Origin of the sequence: Amycolatopsis sp. WAC 01376, from assembly GCF_003947415.1 — a bacterium.
Lineage (GTDB): Bacteria > Actinomycetota > Actinomycetes > Mycobacteriales > Pseudonocardiaceae > Amycolatopsis.
In genome coordinates this window covers 1,032,000-1,055,075 of sequence record NZ_QHKL01000002.1, presented here as the reverse complement: position 1 = coordinate 1,055,075, position 23,076 = coordinate 1,032,000, and the positions used below count along the sequence as shown (strand labels likewise).

General features: G+C 64.7%; 18 protein-coding genes and 3 pseudogenes. 8 read left to right on the top strand and 13 right to left on the bottom strand.

The window, feature by feature from the left end:
• Nucleotides 1-53: 53 nt before the first annotated feature.
• Together serA and DMH03_RS14315 are read right to left on the bottom strand one after the other, a co-directional pair.
• Nucleotides 54-1,652 (bottom strand): phosphoglycerate dehydrogenase, encoded by a 1,599-nt coding sequence (gene serA / locus DMH03_RS14320; RefSeq protein ID WP_125792455.1) that lies wholly within the window; start codon nt 1,650-1,652, stop codon nt 54-56.
• A 101-nt stretch (nt 1,653-1,753) separates the two neighbouring features.
• On the bottom strand, nt 1,754-2,320 hold the full coding sequence (locus DMH03_RS14315; protein ID WP_125792454.1) for a TetR/AcrR family transcriptional regulator: 567 nt from the start codon (nt 2,318-2,320) through the stop codon (nt 1,754-1,756).
• Between the two features lie 96 nt (nt 2,321-2,416).
• Between DMH03_RS14315 and DMH03_RS14310 the strand changes: the two genes are divergently transcribed.
• Genes DMH03_RS14310 through DMH03_RS14300 form a run of 3 tightly spaced genes read left to right on the top strand, consistent with a single transcriptional unit; the run spans nt 2,417 to nt 5,098 of the window.
• On the top strand, nt 2,417-3,325 hold the full coding sequence (locus tag DMH03_RS14310; protein ID WP_125792453.1) for a TIGR03620 family F420-dependent LLM class oxidoreductase: 909 nt from the start codon (nt 2,417-2,419) through the stop codon (nt 3,323-3,325).
• The gene (locus tag DMH03_RS14305; protein WP_125792452.1) at nt 3,322-4,158 is read left to right on the top strand and encodes a TIGR03620 family F420-dependent LLM class oxidoreductase; all 837 of its coding nucleotides are present in this window, start codon (nt 3,322-3,324) and stop codon (nt 4,156-4,158) included. Before DMH03_RS14310 ends, DMH03_RS14305 begins: the two co-directional genes overlap by 4 nt.
• Nucleotides 4,142-5,098 (top strand): ankyrin repeat domain-containing protein, encoded by a 957-nt coding sequence (locus tag DMH03_RS14300; protein WP_125792451.1) that lies wholly within the window; start codon nt 4,142-4,144, stop codon nt 5,096-5,098. The genes DMH03_RS14305 and DMH03_RS14300 overlap by 17 nt, the downstream gene beginning before the upstream one ends.
• 84 nt (nt 5,099-5,182) lie before the next feature.
• Here the strand turns inward: DMH03_RS14300 and DMH03_RS14295 are convergent, their stop codons facing one another.
• Both DMH03_RS14295 and DMH03_RS14290 read right to left on the bottom strand, forming a co-directional pair.
• The gene (locus DMH03_RS14295; protein WP_125792450.1) at nt 5,183-5,797 is read right to left on the bottom strand and encodes a hypothetical protein; all 615 of its coding nucleotides are present in this window, start codon (nt 5,795-5,797) and stop codon (nt 5,183-5,185) included.
• On the bottom strand, nt 5,761-7,254 hold the full coding sequence (locus tag DMH03_RS14290; protein WP_158633084.1) for a reverse transcriptase domain-containing protein: 1,494 nt from the start codon (nt 7,252-7,254) through the stop codon (nt 5,761-5,763). The genes DMH03_RS14295 and DMH03_RS14290 overlap by 37 nt, the downstream gene beginning before the upstream one ends.
• Before the next feature lie 362 nt (nt 7,255-7,616).
• Here DMH03_RS14290 and DMH03_RS42305 point away from each other — a divergent pair.
• Nucleotides 7,617-7,806, top strand: a pseudogene (locus DMH03_RS42305) (NADP-dependent oxidoreductase); the annotation flags it as partial.
• 152 nt (nt 7,807-7,958) lie between these two features.
• Here the strand turns inward: DMH03_RS42305 and DMH03_RS14280 are convergent.
• Together DMH03_RS14280 and DMH03_RS14275 are read right to left on the bottom strand one after the other, a co-directional pair.
• Complete coding sequence (locus DMH03_RS14280) at nt 7,959-10,184, bottom strand: AAA family ATPase (RefSeq protein ID WP_125792448.1); 2,226 nt, start codon at nt 10,182-10,184, stop codon at nt 7,959-7,961.
• Nucleotides 10,181-11,011: a hypothetical protein gene (locus DMH03_RS14275; RefSeq protein ID WP_125792447.1), complete on the bottom strand. Its 831-nt coding sequence runs from the start codon at nt 11,009-11,011 to the stop codon at nt 10,181-10,183. Before DMH03_RS14275 ends, DMH03_RS14280 begins: the two co-directional genes overlap by 4 nt.
• A 920-nt stretch (nt 11,012-11,931) precedes the next feature.
• Between DMH03_RS14275 and DMH03_RS14270 the strand changes: the two are divergent.
• A pseudogene (locus DMH03_RS14270) lies at nt 11,932-12,799 on the top strand (IS5 family transposase).
• Between the two features lie 15 nt (nt 12,800-12,814).
• Here DMH03_RS14270 and DMH03_RS14265 read toward each other — a convergent pair.
• The 4 genes from DMH03_RS14265 to DMH03_RS14250 form a co-directional block, all read right to left on the bottom strand.
• Nucleotides 12,815-13,078, bottom strand: coding sequence for a DUF397 domain-containing protein (locus DMH03_RS14265; RefSeq protein WP_125792446.1), 264 nt, complete (start codon nt 13,076-13,078; stop codon nt 12,815-12,817).
• A gap of 75 nt (nt 13,079-13,153) precedes the next feature.
• Nucleotides 13,154-14,167: a ketol-acid reductoisomerase gene (ilvC, locus tag DMH03_RS14260; RefSeq protein WP_125786780.1), complete on the bottom strand. Its 1,014-nt coding sequence runs from the start codon at nt 14,165-14,167 to the stop codon at nt 13,154-13,156.
• A 42-nt stretch (nt 14,168-14,209) separates the two neighbouring features.
• The gene (ilvN, locus tag DMH03_RS14255) at nt 14,210-14,716 is read right to left on the bottom strand and encodes an acetolactate synthase small subunit (RefSeq protein ID WP_076162709.1); all 507 of its coding nucleotides are present in this window, start codon (nt 14,714-14,716) and stop codon (nt 14,210-14,212) included.
• Nucleotides 14,713-16,587 carry an acetolactate synthase large subunit gene (locus DMH03_RS14250; RefSeq protein WP_125792445.1) on the bottom strand — a complete coding sequence of 625 codons (1,875 nt, stop codon included), beginning with the start codon at nt 16,585-16,587 and terminating at the stop codon, nt 14,713-14,715. The genes ilvN and DMH03_RS14250 overlap by 4 nt, the downstream gene beginning before the upstream one ends.
• A 322-nt stretch (nt 16,588-16,909) precedes the next feature.
• Here DMH03_RS14250 and DMH03_RS14245 point away from each other — a divergent pair, with 322 nt between their 5' ends.
• Both DMH03_RS14245 and ilvD read left to right on the top strand, forming a co-directional pair.
• Nucleotides 16,910-17,368: a PH domain-containing protein gene (locus DMH03_RS14245; RefSeq protein WP_125792444.1), complete on the top strand. Its 459-nt coding sequence runs from the start codon at nt 16,910-16,912 to the stop codon at nt 17,366-17,368.
• A 63-nt stretch (nt 17,369-17,431) separates the two neighbouring features.
• Nucleotides 17,432-19,276 (top strand): annotated as a pseudogene (gene ilvD / locus DMH03_RS14240) (dihydroxy-acid dehydratase).
• A 112-nt stretch (nt 19,277-19,388) separates the two neighbouring features.
• Here ilvD and DMH03_RS14235 read toward each other — a convergent pair.
• The 3 genes from DMH03_RS14235 to DMH03_RS14225 form a co-directional block, all read right to left on the bottom strand.
• Nucleotides 19,389-19,931 (bottom strand): DoxX family protein, encoded by a 543-nt coding sequence (locus DMH03_RS14235; protein ID WP_125786961.1) that lies wholly within the window; start codon nt 19,929-19,931, stop codon nt 19,389-19,391.
• Nucleotides 19,932-20,019: 88 nt separating this feature from the next.
• Nucleotides 20,020-20,844, bottom strand: coding sequence for a DUF72 domain-containing protein (locus DMH03_RS14230; RefSeq protein WP_125792936.1), 825 nt, complete (start codon nt 20,842-20,844; stop codon nt 20,020-20,022).
• Nucleotides 20,845-20,876: 32 nt separating this feature from the next.
• Nucleotides 20,877-21,782, bottom strand: a complete 906-nt coding sequence (locus DMH03_RS14225) for a 2-hydroxyacid dehydrogenase (RefSeq protein ID WP_125792443.1) — start codon at nt 21,780-21,782, stop codon at nt 20,877-20,879.
• Between the two features lie 62 nt (nt 21,783-21,844).
• Between DMH03_RS14225 and DMH03_RS14220 the strand changes: the two genes are divergently transcribed.
• A complete protein-coding gene (locus DMH03_RS14220; protein ID WP_125792442.1) occupies nt 21,845-23,071 on the top strand; it encodes a sorbosone dehydrogenase family protein in 1,227 nt (408 codons plus the stop codon).
• Nucleotides 23,072-23,076: the final 5 nt, after the last annotated feature.

The following is a 23,076-nucleotide window of genomic DNA, read 5'->3' as shown; positions in this document are numbered from 1 at the left end:
GCCCCCTTCCCTCGGCTGATCAGAGGGAAGGGGGCCTTCACGCGCTTTGGGGGTCAGCCGAAGTTGACCGCGCGAATCGTGTGCGCGCCCACGGTGGCGCCGATCGGCTCCAGCAGGTGCGAATCCACGGAACGGTCCACCCGCAGCAACATGACGGCGTCCGCGCCGTCGGTGGTCTGGCTGATCTGCGCGGCCTCGATGTTCAGGCCCGCCTCGCCGAGCAGCGTGCCGACGCGGCCCATGATGCCCGGGCGGTCCGGGTACTCGAGGAGCAGCACGTTGCCCTCGGCACGCAGGTCGAAGTGGCGGCCGTTGACCTCGACCAGCTTCTCGACCTCGTCCTTGCCGGTGACCGAACCGGACACCGAAAGGGTCGTGCCGTCGGCGTGGACCGCGCGGAGGGTGACCAGGCTGCGGAACTTGGGGCTTTCCGGCTCGATGACCAGATCGACCTGGACACCCAGCTCTTCGGCCACGCGCGGCGCGTTCACGAAGGTGACCTGGTCTTCGACGACACCGGAGAACACGCCGCGTTCGGCCGCGAGCGGCAGCACGCTGACGTCCTCGTTGGACAGTTCGCCCTTGACCACGACGGTGACCGAGGCGGGCGCCTTCGGGTTGAGCGCGGTCAGCAAGGTGCCGAGCTTCTGGGTGAGCGAGAGGTACGGCCGCACGTGCTCGCCGACCGTGCCGCCACCGGCGACGTTCACCGCGTCCGGCACGAAGTCGCCGCGCAGCGCGAGCAGCACGGACTTCGCGACGTCGGTGCCCGCGCGGTCCTGCGCCTCGGCGGTCGACGCGCCGAGGTGCGGGGTGACGACGACGTTCGGCAGGCCGAACAGCGGGCTCTCGGTGGTGGGCTCGGTGACGAACACGTCGACACCGGCGCCGCCGACGTGGCCGGAGCTGACCGCGTCCGCCAGCGCCTGCTCGTCGATGAGGCCACCGCGCGCGGCGTTGACGATGATGACGCCCTGCTTGGTCTTCTTGAGTGCCTCGGCGCCGATCAGGCCCTTGGTCTCGGGGGTCTTCGGCAGGTGGATGGAGATCGCGTCGGCGCGCTCCAGCAGCTCGTCCAGCGTGACCAGCTCGATGCCGAGCTGCGCGGCGCGGGCGGCCGAGACGTAGGGGTCGTAGGCGATGAGCTTGGTGTCGAACGCGGCGAGCCGCTGCGCGAACAGCTGGCCGATCTTGCCGAGGCCGACCACACCGATGGTCTTGCCCTGGATCTCGACGCCGGAGTAGGCGCTGCGCTTCCACGCGCCGCCCTGGAGGCTCTGGTCCGCGGCCGGGACCCGGCGGGCGACCGCGAGCAGCAGCGCGACGGCGTGCTCGGCGGCGGAGACGATGTTCGAGGTCGGCGCGTTGACGACCAGCACACCGCGTTCGGTGGCGGCGGGGACCTCGACGTTGTCCAGTCCGACGCCGGCGCGGGCGACGACCTTGAGCGAGGTGGTGGCACCGAGGACCTCGGCGTCGACCTTGGTGGCGGACCGCACGAGCAGCGCGTCCGCCGTCTTCACGGCTTCGAGCAGCGCGGGGCGGTCCGTGCCGTCCACATGCTGGACCTCGACCTCGTCGGAGAAGACACTCAGCACGGAAGGCGCGAGCTTCTCGGCGATGAGGACGACGGGCTTGTTCGGCTTGGTCACGATACGGCTCCCACTATCTGGTCTGTGCCTGCGACTCACTGTTGACGGTCACGCCGTTGTGCCCGGTTGCGCCGCAGTTTAGACCTGGTGACAGGGGATTGTTAACTCGCCCGTAATCCGGCGAAAACGAGGTCGAGGAGCCGTTCGAGGCCCTTGTCACCCGAAAGGTGTTCACTGGCCCAGGAAAGCGCGTGCAGCAGCACCAGCAACTCGTGCACTGTGACGTCGGCCCGGAGCTCACCCGAGGCCTTCGCCCTTTCCACTAGGTGGGACACCTGGTCCCGCATCGCGTGACATGAGGCGTACAGCGGCGAGGTCTCGTCGTCGAGGACGTCGACCATCAGCTCGGGCAGCCCGCGGTAGCGCGCCGCCTGTTCACCCATCCCGGCGAACCAGGCCTTGAGCGCTTCCACCGGATCCGGGGAGTCGAGGAGTTCGCGGGCCACCGAGGCCTGCGCGTCGTAGCCCTCGCGAAGCACCGTCTCGACCAGAGCCTCCCGCGTCGGGAAGTGCCGGTAAAGCGTGCCGATGCCGACACCGGCCCGGCGCGCGATCTCTTCCAATGACGCCTCGACGCCGTGCGCGGCGAAGGCGCGCCTCGCCTCTTCGAGGAGGCGCTCGTAGTTGCGCCGGGCGTCCGCCCGCAGCGGCTTCTTCTCGGTGTCCATCGCGCTCCCAAGCCTAGTCTCGACAAATCGGAGGCAGCCTCCGTATAGTCTGACGGCGTAAGCGGAGGCTGCCTCATGTTAGCGGAGAGACTTGCGATGAACCTGATCGAAGAAACGCGGAACCGGCTGGGAGCGGTGGGTGTCTGGCTACCGGTCGACATGTTCGCGCCGACACCCGACGAGGAACGGCAGGCGATACAACGGCTGGAAGAGCTGGGTTACCGCACCGTGTGGGGTGGCGAAGGGCCGGGGAACCGGGAGCTGTTCGCGTACAGCGCCATCACGCTCGCTGCCACCGAACGGGTGGTGGTCGGCACCGGGATCGCCAACATGTGGTCCCGGCCCGCGTACACCGCCCAAAGCGGCGGGCGGACCCTCGCGCAGGCCTTTCCCGGCCGGTTCGTGCTCGGCGTCGGGATCGGGCACAGCCATCAGGCGGCGAAGACCGGCTCGGACTACCGGCCGCTCGAACAGACCCGTGACTACCTCGCGTCGATGAACGCGGCGGAGAAGGAATTCCCTTCACCGGTGCCGTTCCCTCGCGTCCTCGCCGCCGTCGGCCCGAAGATGCTCGAACTCGCACGGGAACTGGCGGACGGCGCGCATCCGTTCGCCCAGCCCTTCGAGCACACGCCGTACTCCCGCGAAATCCTCGGTGAGGACAAACTGCTCATTCCCACCCATTCGGTCCTGCTCGGCGATCGCGAGCAGGCGCGGGCGAGCGTGACCAGGGATATCGAAATGATGAAACGATACGACGTCCCGCATTACTTCAAGGGCTGGAAGCGGCTCGGCTACACCGACGCCGACATCGACGGCGTCAGCGACCGGCTCGTGGACGGGCTGACCGCGTGGGGCGACGAAGAGCGGATCGCCGGGCGGATCAAGGAACTCGTCGACGCCGGCGCGGACACCGTGCTCGTCAATCCGGTCGGGGACGATCTCCCGTCCATAGTGGACCAGCTGGAACGGCTCGCCCCGGCATTGGCGGAGGTGACCCGATGAGCGTCGGAGTCTGGACGTTCTCGTTCGACGGCAAGGAAATCGGCGAAGTCCGCGAGGCGGCCGCGGAAGTCGAGGAACTCGGCTTCGACACGTTGTGGTTCGGGGAGTATCTGGGGCGGGAGGCGTTCACGCAGGCGGGGCTGCTGCTGGCGGCGACGTCCCGGCTCACCATTGCCAGCGGCATCGCGCGGTTCTCCCACCGGGCACCGGTCGCCGCGGACGCCGCCGAACGGACCCTCGCCGAGGCCTATCCGGGCCGGTTCATCCTCGGGCTGGGCGGGCACTTGCCGGGCGCGAAACCGCTGGAGGCGATGCGCGGCTATCTCGACGAAATGGACGGGACCGAACTGTCCACACCAGACTCTCCGCGTCGGCGCGTGCTCGCCGCACTGGGGCCGAAGATGCTCGCCTTGGCCGCGGAACGCACCGATGGGGCGCATTCGTACTTCGTCCCCGTCGAGCACACCGCGCTGGCGCGGGAGACCATGGGGCCTTCGGCTTTCCTCGCCGTCGAGCAGGCCGTCGTCGTGGGGTCGGATCGGGAGATCGCGCGGCGGCACGTGTCGATGTACCTGGACCTGGCCGCCCACCATCGGGCGAATCTGCGGCGATTCGGGTTCACCGAGGAGGACTACGGCTCCGACCGGCTCGTGGACGCGCTGGTCGCTGTCGGCGAGGACGAGATCGACGCGCGAGTGCGAGCACATCTGGACGCGGGCGCGGATCACGTCTGCCTCCAGGTCCTGACCGGGGACGACCGGATCCCACTGGCCGAATGGCGGATTCTGTCGGGGGTCGGGGGTAACGTGCGGGAGCGTGACGTCACCGGCTGAACTCGCTTTCGAACGGGCACGGGAACTGATCGACGCGCGGGACCTCGCCGGGCTCGCGCGCCTGATCGGCGACCTGCCCACGCTCGTCCACGCGCACGGGAAGAACGGGAACGACCTGCTCGGCATGGCCGCCGCGACCTGCGACGAGCGGCTGTGCCGGATCCTGCTCGACCACGGCGCCGATCCGGCCTCGGCCAACGTCCACGGCTGGACGGCGTTGCACCAGGCCGGGTACGCCGGGCTGCCGCTGCTGGTCACGATGCTGCTCGACGCGGGCGCCCCGGTCGGCCTCCCCGCCCGTGGCGACGGCGGGACGCCGCTGGTGGTCGCGCTGTTCTGGGGCCATCGCGAGGCGGCGGAACTGCTGGCCGCACGTGCCCTCTCCCCCGGCAACCTCCGGGTGGCCGCGGGACTCGGCCGCGCCGACCTGCTCGATTCACTGCTCGCGCCGGACGGCACACTCTCCCCCGCGGCGGGCGCGCATCGCGAATTCCACCGGCCGCACAGCGGTTTCCCGGAATGGCTGCCGAGCGACGATCCCGCCGAGATCGTCGACGAGGCGCTTTCGTGGGCCGCGCGGAACGACCGCTCCGACGCGGTGCGGACCCTGGTGGCGAGGGGTGCGGACGTGGACGCCGACGTGTACCGCGGCACGGCGCTGACCTGGGCAGCCGCGCAGGGAAAGGCTTCGGTGATCAGGACCTTGGCGGAGCTCGGTGCTTCGGTGAACCGCCAGGGCACCTTCGGCGGGCTTTCCCACGGCGAGGGCGTCACGGCGCTGCACCTGGCCGTGCAGGGCGGGCACGTCGACGCGGTCCGGGCGTTGCTGGAGGTGGGGGCGGATCCCTCGGTGGAGGATTCGCTGTACTCGTCGTCGGCTTTGGGATGGGCGGAACACTTCGAGCAGGCGGAGATCTTGGCGGTGCTGCGGGAGACCTGAGTTACAGACATAGAACCGCCTGTTTCCCTAAGGCAACCTCAATAAATTAGAGATTTTACTCCAGTAGACTGGTCAATTGCAAGCTCACTCTTTAATCAGGAAATCTAATGCCTTCACAAAGTCGCGGCAATAAATTGCACAATTTCTAACACATCCATCCGTCACCACTAAGCGATCACCAGAGACCTCTACGCCGACCGAGTTCATCTTTTTTACTACAGCAGTCAAATTACCCCTCTGCCTCCTTGTAATCTTTCCGGCAGCATGCAAGGTTGAGTTACGCACCTCCACGCAGCCCTCAATTTTCTTATAAACTTCTATATTTCCAAAATCAACGTTGAGCCAGTTCGCCGCCGCCTTCTTAATTGAATCCCAAGACCCGTCGATTGACTTCTTCTTATCTTTGTAGAGAGAATAAAGGATTGGGTTACCAACATGCACTACCTGCGAATCTATGCATTCCATAACCCTGTCAAACGTGAATACTTCCACTGCGCTAACGCATCGACTTATTTGCGTCAGTGACGCCAGTGTAAGGTTTAAGATCGCTCCAACTGACAACGGTCCTTGTAAAGCCACGCCCACACGGTGGCCGCCGAAACTTCTCTCCCATTCGGCAGATACAAGCATTATCTCTCGAGTAGCCCGGTCTGCACTTTCACTCAAAAAGGGCATATCAGGAAATTCCCCTCCACCCATTCCGCAATCTTCCGATCAAGAGCACTGGCCGGCCTGAGAGACCGCGGAGCAGCTGGCAAAATCCCATTAAAGGCGGCCGCAAGGTACGGATAACCCAACCTGGTCGCCCGCAAGCTCGCGCTGCTCCAAAGGTCGATATCCAAATTACTATTTCGAGCCAGCGCCCAAACTGCTTCTGATCGGTTTATTTCTAGAGAGTTCCTAGTCTCACTTATAAGCCACTCATGAAAGCTATCCGGATAGCCCCTTGGAATATTCTCGCCCTTGGCCACAACATGTAGCAACCAAAGATTCTGCCACTTTGTCAAAGGCAAACTTGTGGTCGCCCTCCTAATCACATCTTGCACTTTTCCGGGATATAGCCGCGCCTGCGATATCATGTAACTAGCAACCGCAGGCGTTACCTGAGGCTCCCATCGAAGAACATCGTGACAAAATGTCAACCCAAATGAATCATTTTCGCTCTGCAGCACATCAAAGGCAAGCTTTACCAATCTAATTATTTCAATTTCCTTCCCTACGTCGATTCTATCAACTTCCTTTCTTTCAAGCTTCCAGTATTCGAGGATCTTTATTGCCACTTCCGAAGACACGCCAGATGTGTCGGCGATCAGGGTGCCATCCTCGTAGCCAAGCAGGGTCAAATCCTCTTCCACTTCGCCAGATATTTCCTGAAGGCGTTCGGCTGGAGCTTCGACTATGCTCTCATACCGATCGCGTCCCACGTAGAATGTCTTTCGCTCATTGACGAATAACCCTAGCGACCTGGCCTCTTCGTCAAATATATCAAGCGCCACCACGCAGTCGATTGCACTGGCAGCACCAATTCGAAAGTCATCGGCATATCGCCAAACACTCAACCCTCGAAGGAGCAGCCTTCGATGAAGCTCACTTGCATAGACTTCCGCGATTCGCGTACTTGGCGGGCTACCGTGAGGAATCCCATTGCGACCACCCGAGATACCCAAGTAGAAGCGCCTCAGCCATTCAACTGCCTCCCAACGCCCTGTCACTTGAACAAGCTCTTGCGCAATTCGATCAGTTGGTATGGAGCTGTGAAAGTTGGCCAAATCAGTGGACACGACAAATCGTGACTTTGAATCCAATAGCGGCGCCCTAAGGAATTGATCATAATGATCAGCGGTTCTATTGACCGGCACTAAATCAGCGTCAAGGTAACTAACCATCGCTCTATACAGCACTCGCTCGACCAAAGGGAGTAATGCCACAGGCCTTCTCCCGTAGCGCCACTTGCTCGCCGATATCTCACTCATTTGAGACAAGTCGATTCCAGCCTGTCCGATCTCCGAAACAAAGTCGGAAACAAAATCTGGCTGATCGCCCGCAAAATCGTTCACCAGCGGAGTTGGCACTAGATCCGACTTCCAAGTCGCTTCATCTAAAACCGCTTCTTTGATATTTAGATCTTGCAGAAGGCGGGAACCAAGCATAAGCATGGAGGTATGATACGCATCAGGATCGACAACATCTAGCAAATACCGGAAAATGTCAGATCGACGCTGGTCGCAACAAGTCCGGCGCCGCCCGGGCCCCAATGGTCGACTCATGCCGAACACATTTAGTGACAGCCTGCAAACTCTCCGCAGCGCCCTAGCAGGCTAGTTCACCAAGTAGATGCACGCCTCGGAACGCCTAACGCGCCAAACTGCCCTCTCCAATAGGATTACGTCCCGTTGGCGCCAGTGGAGTGCCATCGCCTCTGCATAGCCCGCCGCTTGTCCCGATCCTGACGCCCCTGACCCGCCCGCACCTCGCCGAAAGTACGACGCCCACCGAACAATGAGCCCATGCGAGCTATATCAGCCAAAACCGTCTGGGCGGCTCCGAAGTCCTCGAACTCGTCGACGTCGAAAGACCTGCCCCCGGTCCGACCCCAGATCCTAGTCCGGGTGCACGCCGCCGGCGTCAACCCGGTCGACTGGAAGACCCGGGAGACCGGCGGCATCGGCCCGATGGGCGATCCGCCGTTCATCCTCGGCTGGGACGTGTAACCTGAACTCCGCGTTCCAATACACTTGAGCTACACGTGCGACGACCTGGCCACCAAATCTCAAAACTATGCCAACCTTCTTGCCTCCGTCTCCGCCGAACGACTCAACGAACTGTTCACATACTCGCGTGAATTCTCCGATTCATTGAGTTAAACCAGGCTACCTTGCTCTTGTTTCATAATTCCATTGGCGACTGCGCGGGTAAGCACCTCGGCTGTGCCATCGTCATCTTCGTTCACGTAGACACGCACCTCTCGCTGAGCGCGACTCAAAGAGAGATAGAGTAGCGATAAGAGTCGCGTTCGTTCACTAGTCGACGTTCTGCTGATTTCCATGTCGGGGATACCTGCAACCAGAACCACATCAAACTGAAGCCCTGCCAGATACTCGGCAGGCCCGACGACCAGGCCACGACTGCGATAGCCAAGGCCTTCAATGTCGGTTCGGCCCGATATGGTCGAGACATGAAACTTCCCGGAGGTTCCGATACGAGACGCAAGCTCACTAAACCGACGCCATTGCCGACTATCCACAACAGCTAGGGCAATGCGCCCAGAATGATATAGTCGCTGAACCGCCTTCGCAATGTCATCCTCTTCTCCGACTCGCGATGCGGCGGTACTCAGAAGAGGCAGAGGACCTGGCTCTTGCACCGATTCGACCGTACTGAAATTGATCTGCCAATCTTTTCCGAGATCCAGAGTCGGAAATTCATGATGAACATGTTTAATTAGATTCAGAATCTGAGGCGTAAACCTGTGCACTGTCGTCAGCTCGAAATTAGCAATGTCGCCGATCTCGTCCTCAAATGCGACTGATGACGATCGCGTGCCATCCGCCGCTATTCCAATGAAGGCCTCGGACGGCGATTGCCTTGGATCAACAGCCATGAAAACCCGGGGGTAAATGCTGACGTCCCGCGAGAGATAGTGGAGCACTTGGCGCTCAAGGGGACTGAACAGGTGAAATTCGTCAACAAAAATCAGATCATATCCCTGCGACCTACGTGCACGATTCCATGCATGAGTCTCAAGATGACTCAATAAGTCGGCAAGCACTTGATCCGACGTTAGCGTGGATCGCGCCTCAAGGTTTTCCATATATTTGGTGTAAAGGGTAAAAATGACATGTTTTTCCTGTCGGCCTTGCAATGGAAGCATCCATGCAGCTCTCGGTAACTGGAAATACCGAGCCTCCGCACCAGCCCCGGGGAATATGGCAGCCGCCCCAATAACCGATCCGAATTCAACCAGAAGATCCCACGCAAGCGCATAACGTTCATCAGAATCAGGGGAGTCGAACCTGACACGCAGGCTGTCCGCTACACCTTCGCGATACGTGATCCAATCACCATTTATGAAGTCGCCCAGAACTTCAAGGATCTCGTCTAACTGGGCTTGCTTGCCACTAAAACTGTCGTTCCCGGCTAGACTGAATCCTGATTCATCGTTTGCGTACTGCGGCGAAATTGTCTTTGCAATTTCAAGAAGAGGGAAGACGTCAACCTCGTGAAGTAGCCCCATTCCCATCGAATCAAGCGAATCAGAGATGTCAGTGGCAAGAGACCAGCTGTGAGTCACTGTCAGTACGCGCAGTTCGTCGCCCTTGTCTCGAGCATTTAGAACCTCACGAGCCGCCTTGAGCGTCAAGGCCAGCGTCTTCCCGGAGCCCGCTGGGCCGCGTAGGCGAATCGACTTGGCGGTGCTAGCTTCAACAAACGACCGCTGATCATCGGTAATAACATCTAGCCATTGTTCATATGAGCGCCCCATCGTAATAGGCTGCTCTAACGGCGGCAGCAGCATCTCGACATCTGATGGCTGGGACCGCTTCGCCTGCTCGACCTGGTCCGCACACGCTTCGATCGCTGCTTGCCAGTCGGCTTTCCAACCGGTCGACAGACGCGGCTTGACCAGCTCGAATTCCTCCAGTGTCGAGGTTCGATCCGATGTCGTCATCCCCCAGAAGACGACATCCGGTGACTCGCCCGGCATGACTTCCGCGATCCATCGGCTAGCCTCGGCATCTCCACTTGGGGCAGCAAAAAACGCGATTAGATTGTTATGCTTGTATTGATGCCAGCCGCGGGGCAAAGTGAGCGGTCCATTCACTCTTGCGCGTTCTACGAATGACGCAGCACGACTGAGAACATGACCCCGAAGGTCGGCAGGATGCCCTGGCGTAATACGCTCTCTAGAATTCTTTTCTCGCATGAACACGACCCGCTGCTCATTTACTCTATCCTCCACCGCCAGAAGCACATCAACATTGGCCCCGGCGTACTCAAACAACAGCGGAGAGGACGGGATCGCCTCCTGCGACAAACCGGTGGCCAGCTCCCTAAGGGCTCGCACAGTGACAACGAACGGCTTCACTTGAAATTCTCTCCCAGATAGTCGGAGTGGAGCTCTCGAATTTCCTCGTACTCCGCAGGTAGACCGATCGACATAAAGACGAGCGCAAAACGCTGAACCAGAGCGTGTGCGTATCGGTCCTGCAGACGAGCGATACGCCGATAGTTCGCAGTACGCCTCGTCGGGCCGAGTGCAATATCCGCTTCCCGCACTTGCTCCAAATGTCGCAAGTAGACGAAGTAGCCGAGGTCACATTCTGGCGCAATCGCAGAGAGAAAAAGTGCGTCGCCCGGCGGCTGAGAGTATGGCCCCTTTAGCTTGGAAACGATTCCATTGACAATGTTATCTCGCTTCTGCGGCGCAGATGCAGCGAGGTACGAATCGATCAGAAATTCGACAGCTTGCCCCAGAGATTCCGCTGGTTGACTAGCGAGGCGAATCGACTCCAAGGCAGCCCTTGCGGTGGCAGTTTTACGAGCATCGAGCTCAAGGGAGGCAACGATATCGCCCGGAGCCGTTTCACATGGCCACGCCCTAAGGCGCTGGTCAGAAATATTGGCGGCACTGGTTGACGCCAGGGTGGCACGAAGAGTCGCCACAAACTTCTTTAAAGCCGCTTCACGGATGCGAGGTATCTGCATCTCCAGCAAGTACTCCTGGGCGGTAAGCACAGGAACACACGTCACGCGACCTTGATGCTTGGCATGTGCGAAGTCGCAGTCAGCAGTGATCACAAGTAGATGCCGTTGCCAGTGAGAGGCGGCTGGATCAGCTGCTTCCAGGATGTCGCCTTGTCTCAACGGGTCTGTAACGCTGATGTTTCGATACTCCGGGTACGGATCCGTCAACTGTACCTCCAGCGGCCAGCGGGGCCTGCCAATCTCTGGTTACGGTCTACGAGTAACGAGCTTAGCCTTGGCCCAAGGTCAGTGTGACCAATGCTCGACAGGACGCACCACCACAGCCCCCTTTCCCAGGTGTTCCACAGCCTGCGGTCTGATGTTGCCAGCCACCCACCGAGTTCCAGAAGGCGGCGCCTAATTGTTGCTTAGGGGCGGGCACACTGGGGCAGCCATCGCGGCGGGTCTGCACAGACGTCAGACGGCTAGCTTCGAGCTCTTGTCGGCCGACAGAGCGACAGAAGGCCAGCCTCTATCGCCGTTACTCCGATCAGACGCGTTGAACGCACATGCTGCGTGCTAGTTGTTAGCAAGCTGGGACGAGCCGAGTAGGCAAGTTGGCGGCAGCCCAACCATGAGCTGGACTCGACGCCCGCAGGCTGAAACCGACACCGGCATCGCGAACTTGTAGCCACAATCTCGGATCGCCATGCTGGACCTTGACGTGGAAGCTGATCATGAAATCGCGTGACTACGCCGACCATCTCGCATCGCGTCTGCTGCAACATTCGGCCGACAACGTGGAAAACCTGGTCGCCGAGGCGGTGTCTACACGTGTAGCGAGTGTGTGGTGTTGTGCGCTGAGGCGATCAAGAACGAGCCCGCCGGGTTGAACGCGCCACACTCGTCAGGGAAGGTGTCGACTACGCGGCCCTCCTGACACATCTACCGCGTATCGAGGCGATCCATCGTCTGATCGACACGACCAGCGCTCTTGGATCAGCGCGGCCCGTCGTCACGGCATCGCGTAGGACCCGAGTTTGCGAGGCACTGGGAATATGCCGTCAGTCGGTGCGGGAACGGTTCGACTGAGGCAACTAGGGCGTGTCCTGTATGTGGTTGAGCTGTGGGTCCGGTAATTGTGCCCGGTGGTTGGTCGGGGTGAGTTGACGGACAGGGCGTGGGCGGTGATCGAGCCACTGCTGCCGCCGCAGCAAGGTGGTGGACGGCGGTGGCGGGATCACCGTCAAGTGATCAACGCGATTCTGTGGAAGCTGCGCACTGGTGCGCCCTGGCGTGACCTGCCTGATCGTTACGGGCCCTGGAAGACCGCGCATGAACGGCTGCGGTTGTGGACCAAGACGGCACCTGGGACCGGATCATCGGCCGGGTGATCGTCAAAGACGACGCCGTCGGCGACCTCGAATGGGTCGTATCCGTCGACTCGAGTGTGGTCCGGGCGCATCAGCATGCCGCCGGTGCCCGGAAAAAAGGGGCTGCAGCGACGGAATCGAAGCCCTCGCCCTCGACGGGGAAGGACTCGGGCGGTCCCGCGGCGGGCTGAGCACCAAGATCCACCTCGCCGTGGACGGGCGTGGCCTGCCGATGCGCTTCCTGCTCAACCCGGGCCAAGCGGCGGACAACCCGCAGCTGGTTCCGCTGCTGGACGGCATCACCGTCGCCCGGGTCGGTCCAGGCCGGCCACGCTGCCGACCGGAGACGGTGATCGCGGACAAGGCGTATTCGCATCCGTCAACCCGCCGAGCGATGCGAGACCGGCGGATCAGGTTTGTCAGCCCGGAACGGGATGACCAGATCGCCCGCCGCACAGCCAAAGGCCGCAGCGGCGGACGACCACCAACCTTCGATGCCGAGGTCTATAAACAGCGCAACGTGGTCGAGCGGCGCTTCAACCGGCTCAAACAGTTCCGCGACCTGGCCACCCCCTACGCCAAACGCGCCGCCTACTACCAGGCCGAACTCACCACCGCCGCCATCATCCTCTGGCTCCAGTGACTTACAGGACACGCCCTAGGCGGGAAGGTCGAATTCGCCGTCCCGGACGCCTTTCAGGAACGCGTCCCATTCGGTCGGCGTGAACACGAGGACATGGCCGTCCGGATCCGACGCCTGGCGCATCGCGGTATAAGTGAGGCCGTCAGTGTGCGGGACCAGCGCGTACTCGGCGCGGTCTTGGAGGTTCGCACCCTCTGGTTCCGCCCGGATCCACACCGCGTCGCTCAAGTCCAGCTCTGGCCGGATGTGGGCCTTGTCGTCCACCGGCTGCTCACTCATGGTGTCCACGCTATCGCTTTCCGACACGCAAAACGAAGGGGCCCTTCACGAGGAAGGGCCCCTTCAGCCCAACAACTAGGCGGTCTCGGTGATCGGCCGGTCCACCCACGACATCAGGTCGCGCAGCTTCTTGCCGGTCTCCTCGATCGGGTGCTGGTTGCCCTGCTCCTCGAGCTTGGTGAAGTTCGGCCGCCCGGCCTCGTCCTCGGCGACCCATTCACGGGCGAAGGTGCCGTCCTGGATCTCGCCGAGGATCTTCTTCATCTCTTCCTTGACCGCCGGCGAGATGACGCGCGGGCCGCGGGTCAGGTCGCCGTACTCGGCGGTGTCGGAGATCGAGTAGCGCTGACGCGCGATGCCGCCCTCGTACATGAGGTCGACGATCAGCTTCAGCTCGTGCAGCACCTCGAAGTAGGCGATCTCCGGGGCGTAGCCGGCCTCGGTGAGCACCTCGAAACCGGTCTGCACCAGCGCGGAGGCGCCACCGCAGAGCACGGCCTGCTCGCCGAAGAGGTCGGTCTCGGTCTCCTCGGTGAAGGTCGTCTTGATGACACCGGCGCGGGCGCCACCGATGGCGGCCGCGTAGGAGAGCGCGAGCGCCTGCGCGTTGCCGGAAGCGTCCTGCTCGACCGCGATGAGCGCCGGGACGCCCTTGCCGTCGACGAACTGGCGGCGGACCAGGTGGCCCGGGCCCTTCGGCGCGACCATGGCGACGTCCACATTCGACGGCGGCTTGATCAGGTCGTAGCGGATGTTGAAGCCGTGGCCGAAGAACAGCGCGTCGCCGTCCTTGAGGTGCGGCTCGATGTCCTTCTCGTAGATGGCGCGCTGCTTGGTGTCCGGCGCGAGGATCATGATCAGGTCGGCTTCGGCGCTGGCCTCGGCCGGGGTGAGCACGCGGAGACCCTGCTCCTCGGCCTTGGCCCGCGACTTCGAGCCCTCGGGCAGACCGATGCGGACATCGACGCCGGAGTCGCGCAGGCTCAGCGAGTGCGCGTGACCCTGGCTGCCGTAGCCGATCACGGCGACCTTGCGACCCTGGATGATCGAAAGGTCCGCGTCGTCGTCGTAAAAGATTTCCACTGCCATGAGGGGTACTACTTCCTTTCCTGACTTACAGACAAAGATTCGTTATCGGGCGGAGGTGGCGGTAATGGACCGGGCGCCCCGGCCGACCGCGACCATTCCGGACTGGACCAGTTCGCGGATGCCATAGGGCTCCAGCATCCGCAACAGGGCACCGATCTTGTCGGAGGTCCCGGTGGCTTCGACGGTGAGCGCCTCGGGGGACACATCCACCACTTTCGCGCGGAAAAGCTGGACTGTCTCGAGGACCTGGCTGCGCACGGTGGCGTCGGCCCGGACCTTGACCAGCAGCAGTTCACGCTGCACGGCTGTGGACTTTTCCAATTCCACGATCTTGATGACGTTGACCAGCTTGTTGAGCTGTTTGGTCACCTGTTCGAGCGGTAGCTCTTCGACGGCGACCACGATCGTCATCCGGGACACCTCGGGATTCTCCGTGGGCCCGACGGCGAGGGATTCGATGTTGAAACCACGCCGGGAGAACAGTCCGGAAACCCGTGCGAGGACACCGGGCTTGTTCTCGACCAGAACGCTCAGGGTGTGCACGCTCATCGGGCGTCTCCTTCTGCCGCCGCATTGATCTCCGCCTCGGCGGCGACTTCGTCGTCGTCGAAGAGCGGGCGGATCCCGCGCACGGCCATGATTTCGTCGTTACCGGTGCCCGCGGCCACCATGGGCCACACCTGGGCATCCTTCCCCACCACGAAATCGATCACGACGGGGCGGTCGTTGATCTCCATGGCGCGCCGGATGGTGGCGTCGACGTCCTCCTTGGTCTCGCAGCGGAGCCCGGCGCAGCCGAGCGCCTCCGCGAGCAGGGTGAAGTCGGGGATGCGGTGCTTGTGCGTACCGAGATCGGTGTTGGAGTACCGCTCGGAGTAGAAGAGGTTCTGCCACTGGCGGACCATGCCCAGGTTGCCGTTGTTGATGACGGCCACCTTGATCGGCGCGCCTTCGATGGCGCAGGTGGCCAGTTCCTGGTTCGTCATCTGGAAACAGCCGTCGCCGTCGATGGCCCAGACCTGCTTGTCCGGCATGCCGAACTTGGCGCCCATCGCGGCGGGGACGGCGAAGCCCATCGTGCCGAGACCGCCGGAGTTGATCCAGGTGCGCGGGTTCTCGTACTTCACGAACTGCGCGGCCCACATCTGGTGCTGGCCGACGCCCGCGGTGTAGACCGCGTCCGGGCCGACCAGCGAACCGATCCGCTCGATGACGTACTGCGGCGAAAGCGTCCCGTCGTCGGGCCACTCGTAACCGGCCGGGTAGTCGTCACGCCAAGCGCTCGCCTGCGTCCACCAGTCCGTCAGATCCGGCTTCGCGGACTTGTCGGTCTCGGCGCGGACGGCCTCGATCAGTTCGGTGATGATCTCCGCGCAGTCGCCGACGATCGGCACGTCCGCCTTGCGGTTCTTGGAGATCTCGGCCGGGTCGATGTCGGCGTGGACGATGGCGGCGTCCGGCGCGAACGACGACAGCTGCCCGGTGACGCGGTCGTCGAAGCGGGCGCCGAGGGCGATCAGCAGATCCGCGCGCTGCATCGCGGCGACCGCGGCGACCGAACCGTGCATTCCCGGCATGCCGAGGTGCTGCGGGTGCGAGTCGGGGAAGGCGCCGCGGGCCATCAGCGTGGTGACGACCGGGATCCCGGTCAGCTCCGCCAGTTCCATCAGCTGGCGCGAGGCGTCGGCCTTGATCACGCCACCGCCGACGTAGAGGACCGGGCGGCGCGACTTGCTGATCAGGCGGGCGGCCTCGCGGACCTGCTTGCCGTGCGGGCGCAGCGTGGGCCGGTAGCCCGGCAGCCGCATCTCCGTCGGCCAGGAGAAGGAGGTCATCTCCTGCAGGACGTCCTTGGGGATGTCCACCAGGACCGGGCCGGGGCGGCCGGTCGAGGCGAGGTGGAAGGCCTCCGCGATGGTGCGCGGGATGTCCGCCGGGTCGGTGACCAGGAAGTTGTGCTTGGTGATCGGCATCGTGATGCCGCAGATGTCGGCTTCCTGGAAGGCGTCCGTGCCGATCAGCGCGCGGGACTGCTGACCGGTGATGGCGACCACCGGGACCGAGTCCATGTTCGCGTCGGCCAGCGGGGTGACCAGGTTGGTCGCGCCGGGACCCGAGGTGGCCATGCACACACCGACCTTGCCGGTCGCCTGCGCGTATCCGGTGGCGGCGTGCCCGGCGCCCTGTTCGTGGCGGACCAGGACGTGGCGGACCTTCGTCGAATCGAGCAACGGGTCGTACGCCGGGAGAATGGTGCCGCCGGGAATACCGAACACGACTTCCGCGCCCACCGCCTCGAGCGAGCGGACGAGCGACTGCGCGCCCGTGACCCGCACCGGGGTCCCGGCCGGCGGCGCCGGCTTGGGACGTGCTCCAGAGGTTCCGGCATTCGCTTCAGCTCGCGAGGTGGCACTAGTCATCGCTTGTCTGCCTCGTCTTGTCTAGTCACTCGTTCGGGTATTCATTGGCTGGTCGGGCAAGTGAAATTGTTCCAGGCAACAAAAAACCCCCGCCGACCGGAGTGGTCGCACGAGGGTCGCGCGTCGACGCAGCGGAGACTTCCCTAAGCGTCGACGCGCTTGGGAAGTACGAGGCCGGTCTGCGTTGTCACGAGAGTGAAGCTAGCCGGTCGCCGTCAAGAGTGTCAACTCTGCGGGATGGCGATTCCGCATGCTGGACACCATCGGCGGATGGCGCGACCCGCGTTCGGGGCTCCGAAGGCGGCGGTGCACCATCTTTGACGTGGCAGAAGAAAAGCAGCAGGAACAGGCGAACGAGGACCGCAAGGCCGTCTTCAAAATCCCGAACACGGCGTTGCTGGCGATCGCTTTCCTTGTCGTCTGTGTGACGCCTGTCGCGTTCGGCGACGTGCCGTACCTCCAGTGGCTCTATCTCTTCCCGATCGCGCTGGCGGTGTTCGTCATCCGGACCCGCACGACGGCGACGGCGACGGGACTGGAAGTCCGCACGATGTTCGGGCGGCGCGACCTGCCGTGGTCCTCGCTCAAGGGCCTCGCCATCACCGAGAAGGCGAAGGTGCAGGCGGTGCTGAAGGACGACACCAAGATCGCCCTTCCCGCCGTGCGTACTCGTCACCTTCCGGTGATCTCGCTGGTCAGCGCGGGCCGCGTGGCCGATCCTTCCGGGCTGACCGACGACGTGGCCGAGGCTCCGGAGAAGAGCGAGAATTCCGGGGAGTAGGATTGGTAGGACCAGTTTGGCGCCAGTTCGCCCTGGTCCTCATCCCGAACCTTGGAGTCCGCCGTGCCTCAACTCCGTTCCCGGACCACCACCCACGGCCGCAACGCGGCGGGCGCGCGCTCGCTCTGGCGCGCCACCGGAATGACCGACAGCGACTTCGGCAAGCCGATCGTCGCCATCGCGAACTCCTACACCCAGTTCGTGCCGGGACACGTGCACCTCAAGGACCTCGGCGAGATCGTGGCGGGCGCGGTGAAGGAGGCGGGCGGTGTCGCCCGCGAGTTCCACACGATCGCCGTGGACGACGGGATCGCCATGGGGCACAGCGGAATGCTGTACTCGCTACCCTCGCGCGAGATCATCGCCGACTCGGTCGAGTACATGGTCAACGCACACCAGGCCGACGCGCTCGTCTGCATCTCCAACTGCGACAAGATCACCCCCGGCATGCTGAACGCCGCCATGCGGCTGAACATCCCCGTGGTGTTCGTCTCCGGCGGGCCGATGGAGGCCGGGAAGGCCGTGGTCGTCGGCGGGGTCGCGCAGGCGCCGACCGACCTGATCACCGCGATCGCCGCGTCGGCCAGCAGCGAGGTCGACGAGGACGGTCTGTCCATTGTGGAGCGTTCGGCCTGCCCGACCTGCGGTTCGTGCTCGGGCATGTTCACCGCGAACTCGATGAACTGCCTCACCGAGGCCCTCGGGCTCTCCCTGCCGGGCAACGGTTCCACCCTCGCCACACACGCCGCCCGCAAGGCGCTCTTCGAGGACGCGGGCCGCACCGTCGTCGAACTGTGCAAGCGCTGGTACGAACAGGACGACGAGTCCGCGCTCCCGCGTTCGATCGCGTCGAAGAAGGCGTTCGAGAACGCGATGGCCCTCGACATGGCGATGGGCGGTTCGACCAACACGGTGCTGCACATCCTCGCCGCCGCGCAGGAGGGCGAGGTCGACTTCACCATCGACGACATCGACGCCATCGGCCGCCGCGTGCCGTGCCTGTCGAAGGTCGCGCCGAACTCGGACTACCACATGGAGGACGTCCACCGCGCGGGCGGAATCCCGGCCATCCTCGGCGAGCTGTACCGCGGCGGCCTGCTGAACACCGACGTCCACTCCGTGCACTCGCCGGATCTGGAATCCTGGCTGTCCACTTGGGACATACGCGCGAAGGAACCGTCGGAGCGCGCGATCGAACTGTTCCACGCCGCGCCGGGCGGGGTCCGCACCACGGAGGCGTTCTCCACCGAGAACCGCTGGTCCTCTTTGGACACCGACGCCGCGGGCGGCTGCATCCACGACGTCGAACACGCCTTCACCAAGGACGGCGGGCTCGCGATCCTGCGCGGCAACCTCGCCGAGAACGGCGCCGTCATCAAGTCGGCGGGCATCGACGAAGAACTCTGGCACTTCGAGGGCCCGGCCCGGGTGCTGGAAAGCCAGGAGGAGGCGGTTTCGGCCATCCTCAAGAAGGAGATCCAGCCCGGCGAGGTGCTGGTGATCCGCTACGAAGGCCCGGCGGGCGGCCCCGGTATGCAGGAGATGCTGCACCCGACCGCGTTCCTCAAGGGCTCCGGCCTCGGCAAGAAATGCGCGCTGATCACCGACGGCCGGTTCTCCGGCGGCTCGTCGGGCATCTCGGTCGGGCACATCTCGCCAGAGGCCGCCGCGGGCGGCGCGATCGGCCTGGTCCAGAACGGCGACCGGATCCTGCTCGACGTCCACGAACGCCGTCTCGAACTGCTCGTCGACGCGGACGTCCTCGCCGAGCGGCGCGCGAAGATGGAAGCGAGCGAGCGGCCGTGACCGCCGGTCTCGCGGGACCGGAAGGTGACCGCGGCGCTGCGGGCCTACGCGCGGATGGCGACTTCGGCCGACACCGGCGCGGTGCGGGACCCGAACAAGTAGGTCTCCTCAAGTGTCATGAAAGGGTCGTTCAGGACGAAAAACGTCCTGAACGACCCTTTCATGACATTCGCGGCACGAGGGCTCGCCGCAAGTAGGTGACGAAATGCGAGCGTCAGCGGCAGAGGACGAGCACCACGACCGAAGCGGCCGCCGTCAGCAGTAGTCCGATCAGCCCGAACGAGAGCGGCCGCTTCCGCCACGGGGTGTTGACGTCCAGCGCGATCCGCCCCGAGCCCGCGAGCAGGACGGTCAGCGAAGCCGCGGCCAGCAGGAGTTCGAATTCGAAGCCCTGTCCTTCCTTCTGGAAGAACCCGCCGCCGAACTTCACGTACACGATGTTCGCGCAGACACCCAGCAACGCGGCGGCGCCGACGGGGGTGAACAGGCCCACCAGCACGAGTGCGCCGCCGACCACCTCGCTGATCCCGGTGATCCACGAAAGCAGCGTGGTCTGGGTGGTGTAGCCGAAGTTGCCGAGCACCCTGGCGAAGCCGCCGACCCCGGGCCCGCCGAAGGCACCGAAGAGGTGCTGCAGCCCGTGCGCGCCCATGGTCACGCCGAGCACCACTCGCAGGACGAGCAGACCGAGGTCGATCCCGCCCCTGGTCTCCGCCGGGTTCGGGCCGCTGTCGGGCTCGGCCACGTCCGAGATCATGCTGGTCTGGTAGTCATCGCTCACGCGCGAAGGGTAGGCGAAACCGGCCCGTCAGGCGACCGAACCGCCGGACCGGTGGCGGAGCGGCTCAGAACAGGGTCGCCGGCTCGATCGGTTCGGGCTCGGGCAGCGGGGCGAGGCCGGGCACCAGGGCGCGCACGTCGTCGTGGAACCGGCGGGCGAGCGCCGGGGCGTCGTCGTTGTCGGGGGTGTGCACGAAGACCGTCGGCGACCGGCCCTCACGCAGCCACTCGGCGACCACCTCGGTCCACGGCCGCCATCCCTCGGCGGTCTCCTCGGCCGAGTCCCGGCCTAGGTAGCGGACGATCGGCCGGTCGGTCAGCGCCCGCGTCCGCCGCGGCAGCCGCGGTTTCTTGCCCCACGCGTCCTGCTCGGCCTCGCTGGCGGGCGGTCGCCGGAAGAAGACCGTGGTGTCGAACGGCACCCACTCCGCGTCCGCGTCGGCGAGTGTCCTCTCCAGCGACGACGTCGAGCGGGCGTCGGTGTGGAAGCCGGGATGCCGCACCTCCACGGCGCGACGGCGGCCGGCGGGGAGCCTGCGCAGGAAGCGGCCGAGGGCGTCGACGTCCGATGGGCCGAACGAGCCGGGCAGCTGCGTCCACAGGACCGCCCGGTCACCGAGCGGTTCGATCGCGTCCAGGAACGCCCGCATCTCGGTCTCGACCCCGGCGAGCCTTCGCTCGTGCGTGACGATCTTGGGCAGCTTCACCACGAACCGGAAGCCGGGATCGGTCTGCCGTGCCCACGTCGCGACGGTGTCCCGGGTCGGGATCGCGTAGAAGGTGGTGTTGCCTTCGACCGCGTTGCACCAGCCGGCGTAGGCCCGCAGCCGCTCCCCCGCGGGCAGCGACCGCGGCACGAACCGCCCGGCCCACGCCTTGTGCGTCCACATCGCGCAGCCGACATGAAGATTCGCCACGGTGCTCAGTATTCGCCGTGGACCAGGTTCTTCGGCAACTCCCCACCCAGATAGTGGCTCAGTTCCCTGGCCACCACCGCGTACGCGCGCTGCCGCCGCCCGCTCACCGCGCCCGCGACGTGCGGGGTGAGCAGCAGTCCCGGCACGTCCCACAGCGGATGCCCGGCGGGCAGCGGCTCGGGATCGGTGACGTCGAGGGCGGCACGCAACCGTCCGGACGCGAGTTCCGCGACGAGCGCGCCGGTGTCCACGACCGGCCCCCTCGAAACGTTGACGAGGATCGCGTCGTCCGGCATCGCGGCCAGGAACTCCGCGTCGACCATGCCGCGCGTGTGCTGCGTGAGCGGCACCATCAGGACCGCGACGTCGTGCTCGGGCAGCAGGGCGGGGAGTTCGTCGACGCCGTGGACGCCCTCACGGGCGCTCGCGCCGACCATCGTGCAGCGCACGTCGAACGTCTCCAGCCGGCGGCGCAGATGCCTGCCGAGGTCGCCCGCGCCGATGACGAGGACCCGTTTGCCCTGCAGGGTGTCGGTGGTCCGCCGTTCCCAATGCCTCCGTCGCAGGCCGTCGGCGAAGCCGTCGAGACCGCGGTAAATCGCCAGCAGGACCGCGACGACCCACTCGGCCGAGCTTCCGCCGTGCGCGCCGCGGCAGGTCGAGAGCAGGACTCCGTCCGGCACCTTGCCGATCCAGTCCTCGGCGCCTGCCAGCAGCAGCTGCACGAGTTTGACGTTCGGCAGTTCGCGCCAGAGTTCCTCGGTCGGCCGGTCACCGGTCACGAGGACCTCGGCCTCGGCGGCCTCGGCGGGCACCGGCTCGCCGTGGCGGTACACCACCGGACGCACGCCGTCGATCTCCGAAAGCGCGGCCACTCCCTCTTCGTCGGGCACGAGAACGGTCACAGTCATGATCTCCACGGTATCCACTACCGCTTACCCGTGGCTCACGCGCGCCCACCTAGGCTTGCCCCGTGCGTACCCGGTACCGGCGGAAATGGACCGCGCCGCTGGCCATCCTGGCCTGCGGTGCGCTGATGCTCTCCGGCTGCGCCGAATTCGACAACACCGCCGCGGGGCAGAAGTTCACCCCGGTCAACCCGCCGTCCCCCGAGGTCCCGCCGCAGATCGGGCCCGGCGGTGAAGCGGGCGACCCCGGTCCCGGCCGCGGCGGCAACGGGCGGAATCAGACGCCGACGCCGGTCCCGCCGCCGCAGGGCTGCAAGGACTTCGACAAGGCCGTCATCGCGACCTGCCTGGACACCGTCGCCGCCGTGGCCGCGATCCCCGGCGACGGCACCGCGCCCAGCGCGCTCGCGGGCGAACGCAAGAGCGGCCGGATCGTGCTCGCCGCCTCGGAGAAGGACCCGGCGGACTGGGCGACCATCCCCGTGGACGGCTCCGGCGACGGCGGCCTCACCTCGCTCGCCCTCTCCCCAGGTTTCGCCGAAGACCAGCTCGTCTTCGCCTACATCACCACGCCGACCGACAACCGGGTCGTCCGGCTGGCGAAGGGCCAGGCGCCGAAACCGGTGCTGACCGGCATCCCCAAGGGCGCCACCGGCAATCGCGGCGCGCTCGGCACCGACGCCAAGGGCGCCCTCCTGATCGCCACCGGCGACGCGGGCAACGCCGGGCTCGCCGCCGATCCCGCGTCGCTCGCCGGGAAGGTGCTGCGCATCGACACGTCGGGCAAACCGGCGGCGGGCAACCCCACACCGGGTTCGGCGGTCTTCTCGACCGGCGTGCACTCCCCCGGCGGGATCTGCCGTGACCAGACCGGTTCGCGGATGTGGCTGACCGACCGGCTGGCCGACAAGGACGTGCTGTACCGGCTCCGGGGTGGCCAGCCGCTGACCACCCCGGCGTGGAGCTGGACCGACAAACCCGGCGTGGCGGGCTGCGCGGACTTCGTCGGTGCCACCGGCTATCTCACCATCACGACCTCGATCGCGGGCAACCTGCAGAACCTCCCGGTCACCCCGGACGGCGCGGTGACCGGGAAACCCAGCGTCGCCATGGACGGCAAGGTCGGCAAGCCGCCGAAGACCTTCGGCAGGCTTTCCGCGATGAGCATGATCAACCCGCAGGTCGCGATCACCGGGACGATCAACAAGGACGGCGGCTCACCGGTTTCGAGCGACGACCGCGTCGTCATCATCACGCCGTCGGCCAGCGCCGGCGGGGGCGGCAAGGACTGAGCGGC

Coding starts and splice junctions, on each gene's coding strand:
- DMH03_RS14315 (WP_125792454.1), bottom strand. CDS start 2,320: ATGGACACCGAGAAGAAGCCGCTGCGGGCGGACGCCCGGCGCAACTAC.
- DMH03_RS14310 (WP_125792453.1), top strand. CDS start 2,417: ATGAACCTGATCGAAGAAACGCGGAACCGGCTGGGAGCGGTGGGTGTC.
- DMH03_RS14305 (WP_125792452.1), top strand. CDS start 3,322: ATGAGCGTCGGAGTCTGGACGTTCTCGTTCGACGGCAAGGAAATCGGC.
- DMH03_RS14295 (WP_125792450.1), bottom strand. CDS start 5,797: ATGGGTGGAGGGGAATTTCCTGATATGCCCTTTTTGAGTGAAAGTGCA.
- DMH03_RS14290 (WP_158633084.1), bottom strand. CDS start 7,254: ATGCTTATGCTTGGTTCCCGCCTTCTGCAAGATCTAAATATCAAAGAA.
- DMH03_RS14265 (WP_125792446.1), bottom strand. CDS start 13,078: ATGAGTGAGCAGCCGGTGGACGACAAGGCCCACATCCGGCCAGAGCTG.
- ilvC (WP_125786780.1), bottom strand. CDS start 14,167: ATGGCAGTGGAAATCTTTTACGACGACGACGCGGACCTTTCGATCATC.
- ilvN (WP_076162709.1), bottom strand. CDS start 14,716: ATGAGCGTGCACACCCTGAGCGTTCTGGTCGAGAACAAGCCCGGTGTC.
- DMH03_RS14250 (WP_125792445.1), bottom strand. CDS start 16,587: ATGACTAGTGCCACCTCGCGAGCTGAAGCGAATGCCGGAACCTCTGGA.
- DMH03_RS14235 (WP_125786961.1), bottom strand. CDS start 19,931: ATGATCTCGGACGTGGCCGAGCCCGACAGCGGCCCGAACCCGGCGGAG.
- DMH03_RS14230 (WP_125792936.1), bottom strand. CDS start 20,844: ATGTGGACGCACAAGGCGTGGGCCGGGCGGTTCGTGCCGCGGTCGCTG.
- DMH03_RS14225 (WP_125792443.1), bottom strand. CDS start 21,782: ATGACTGTGACCGTTCTCGTGCCCGACGAAGAGGGAGTGGCCGCGCTT.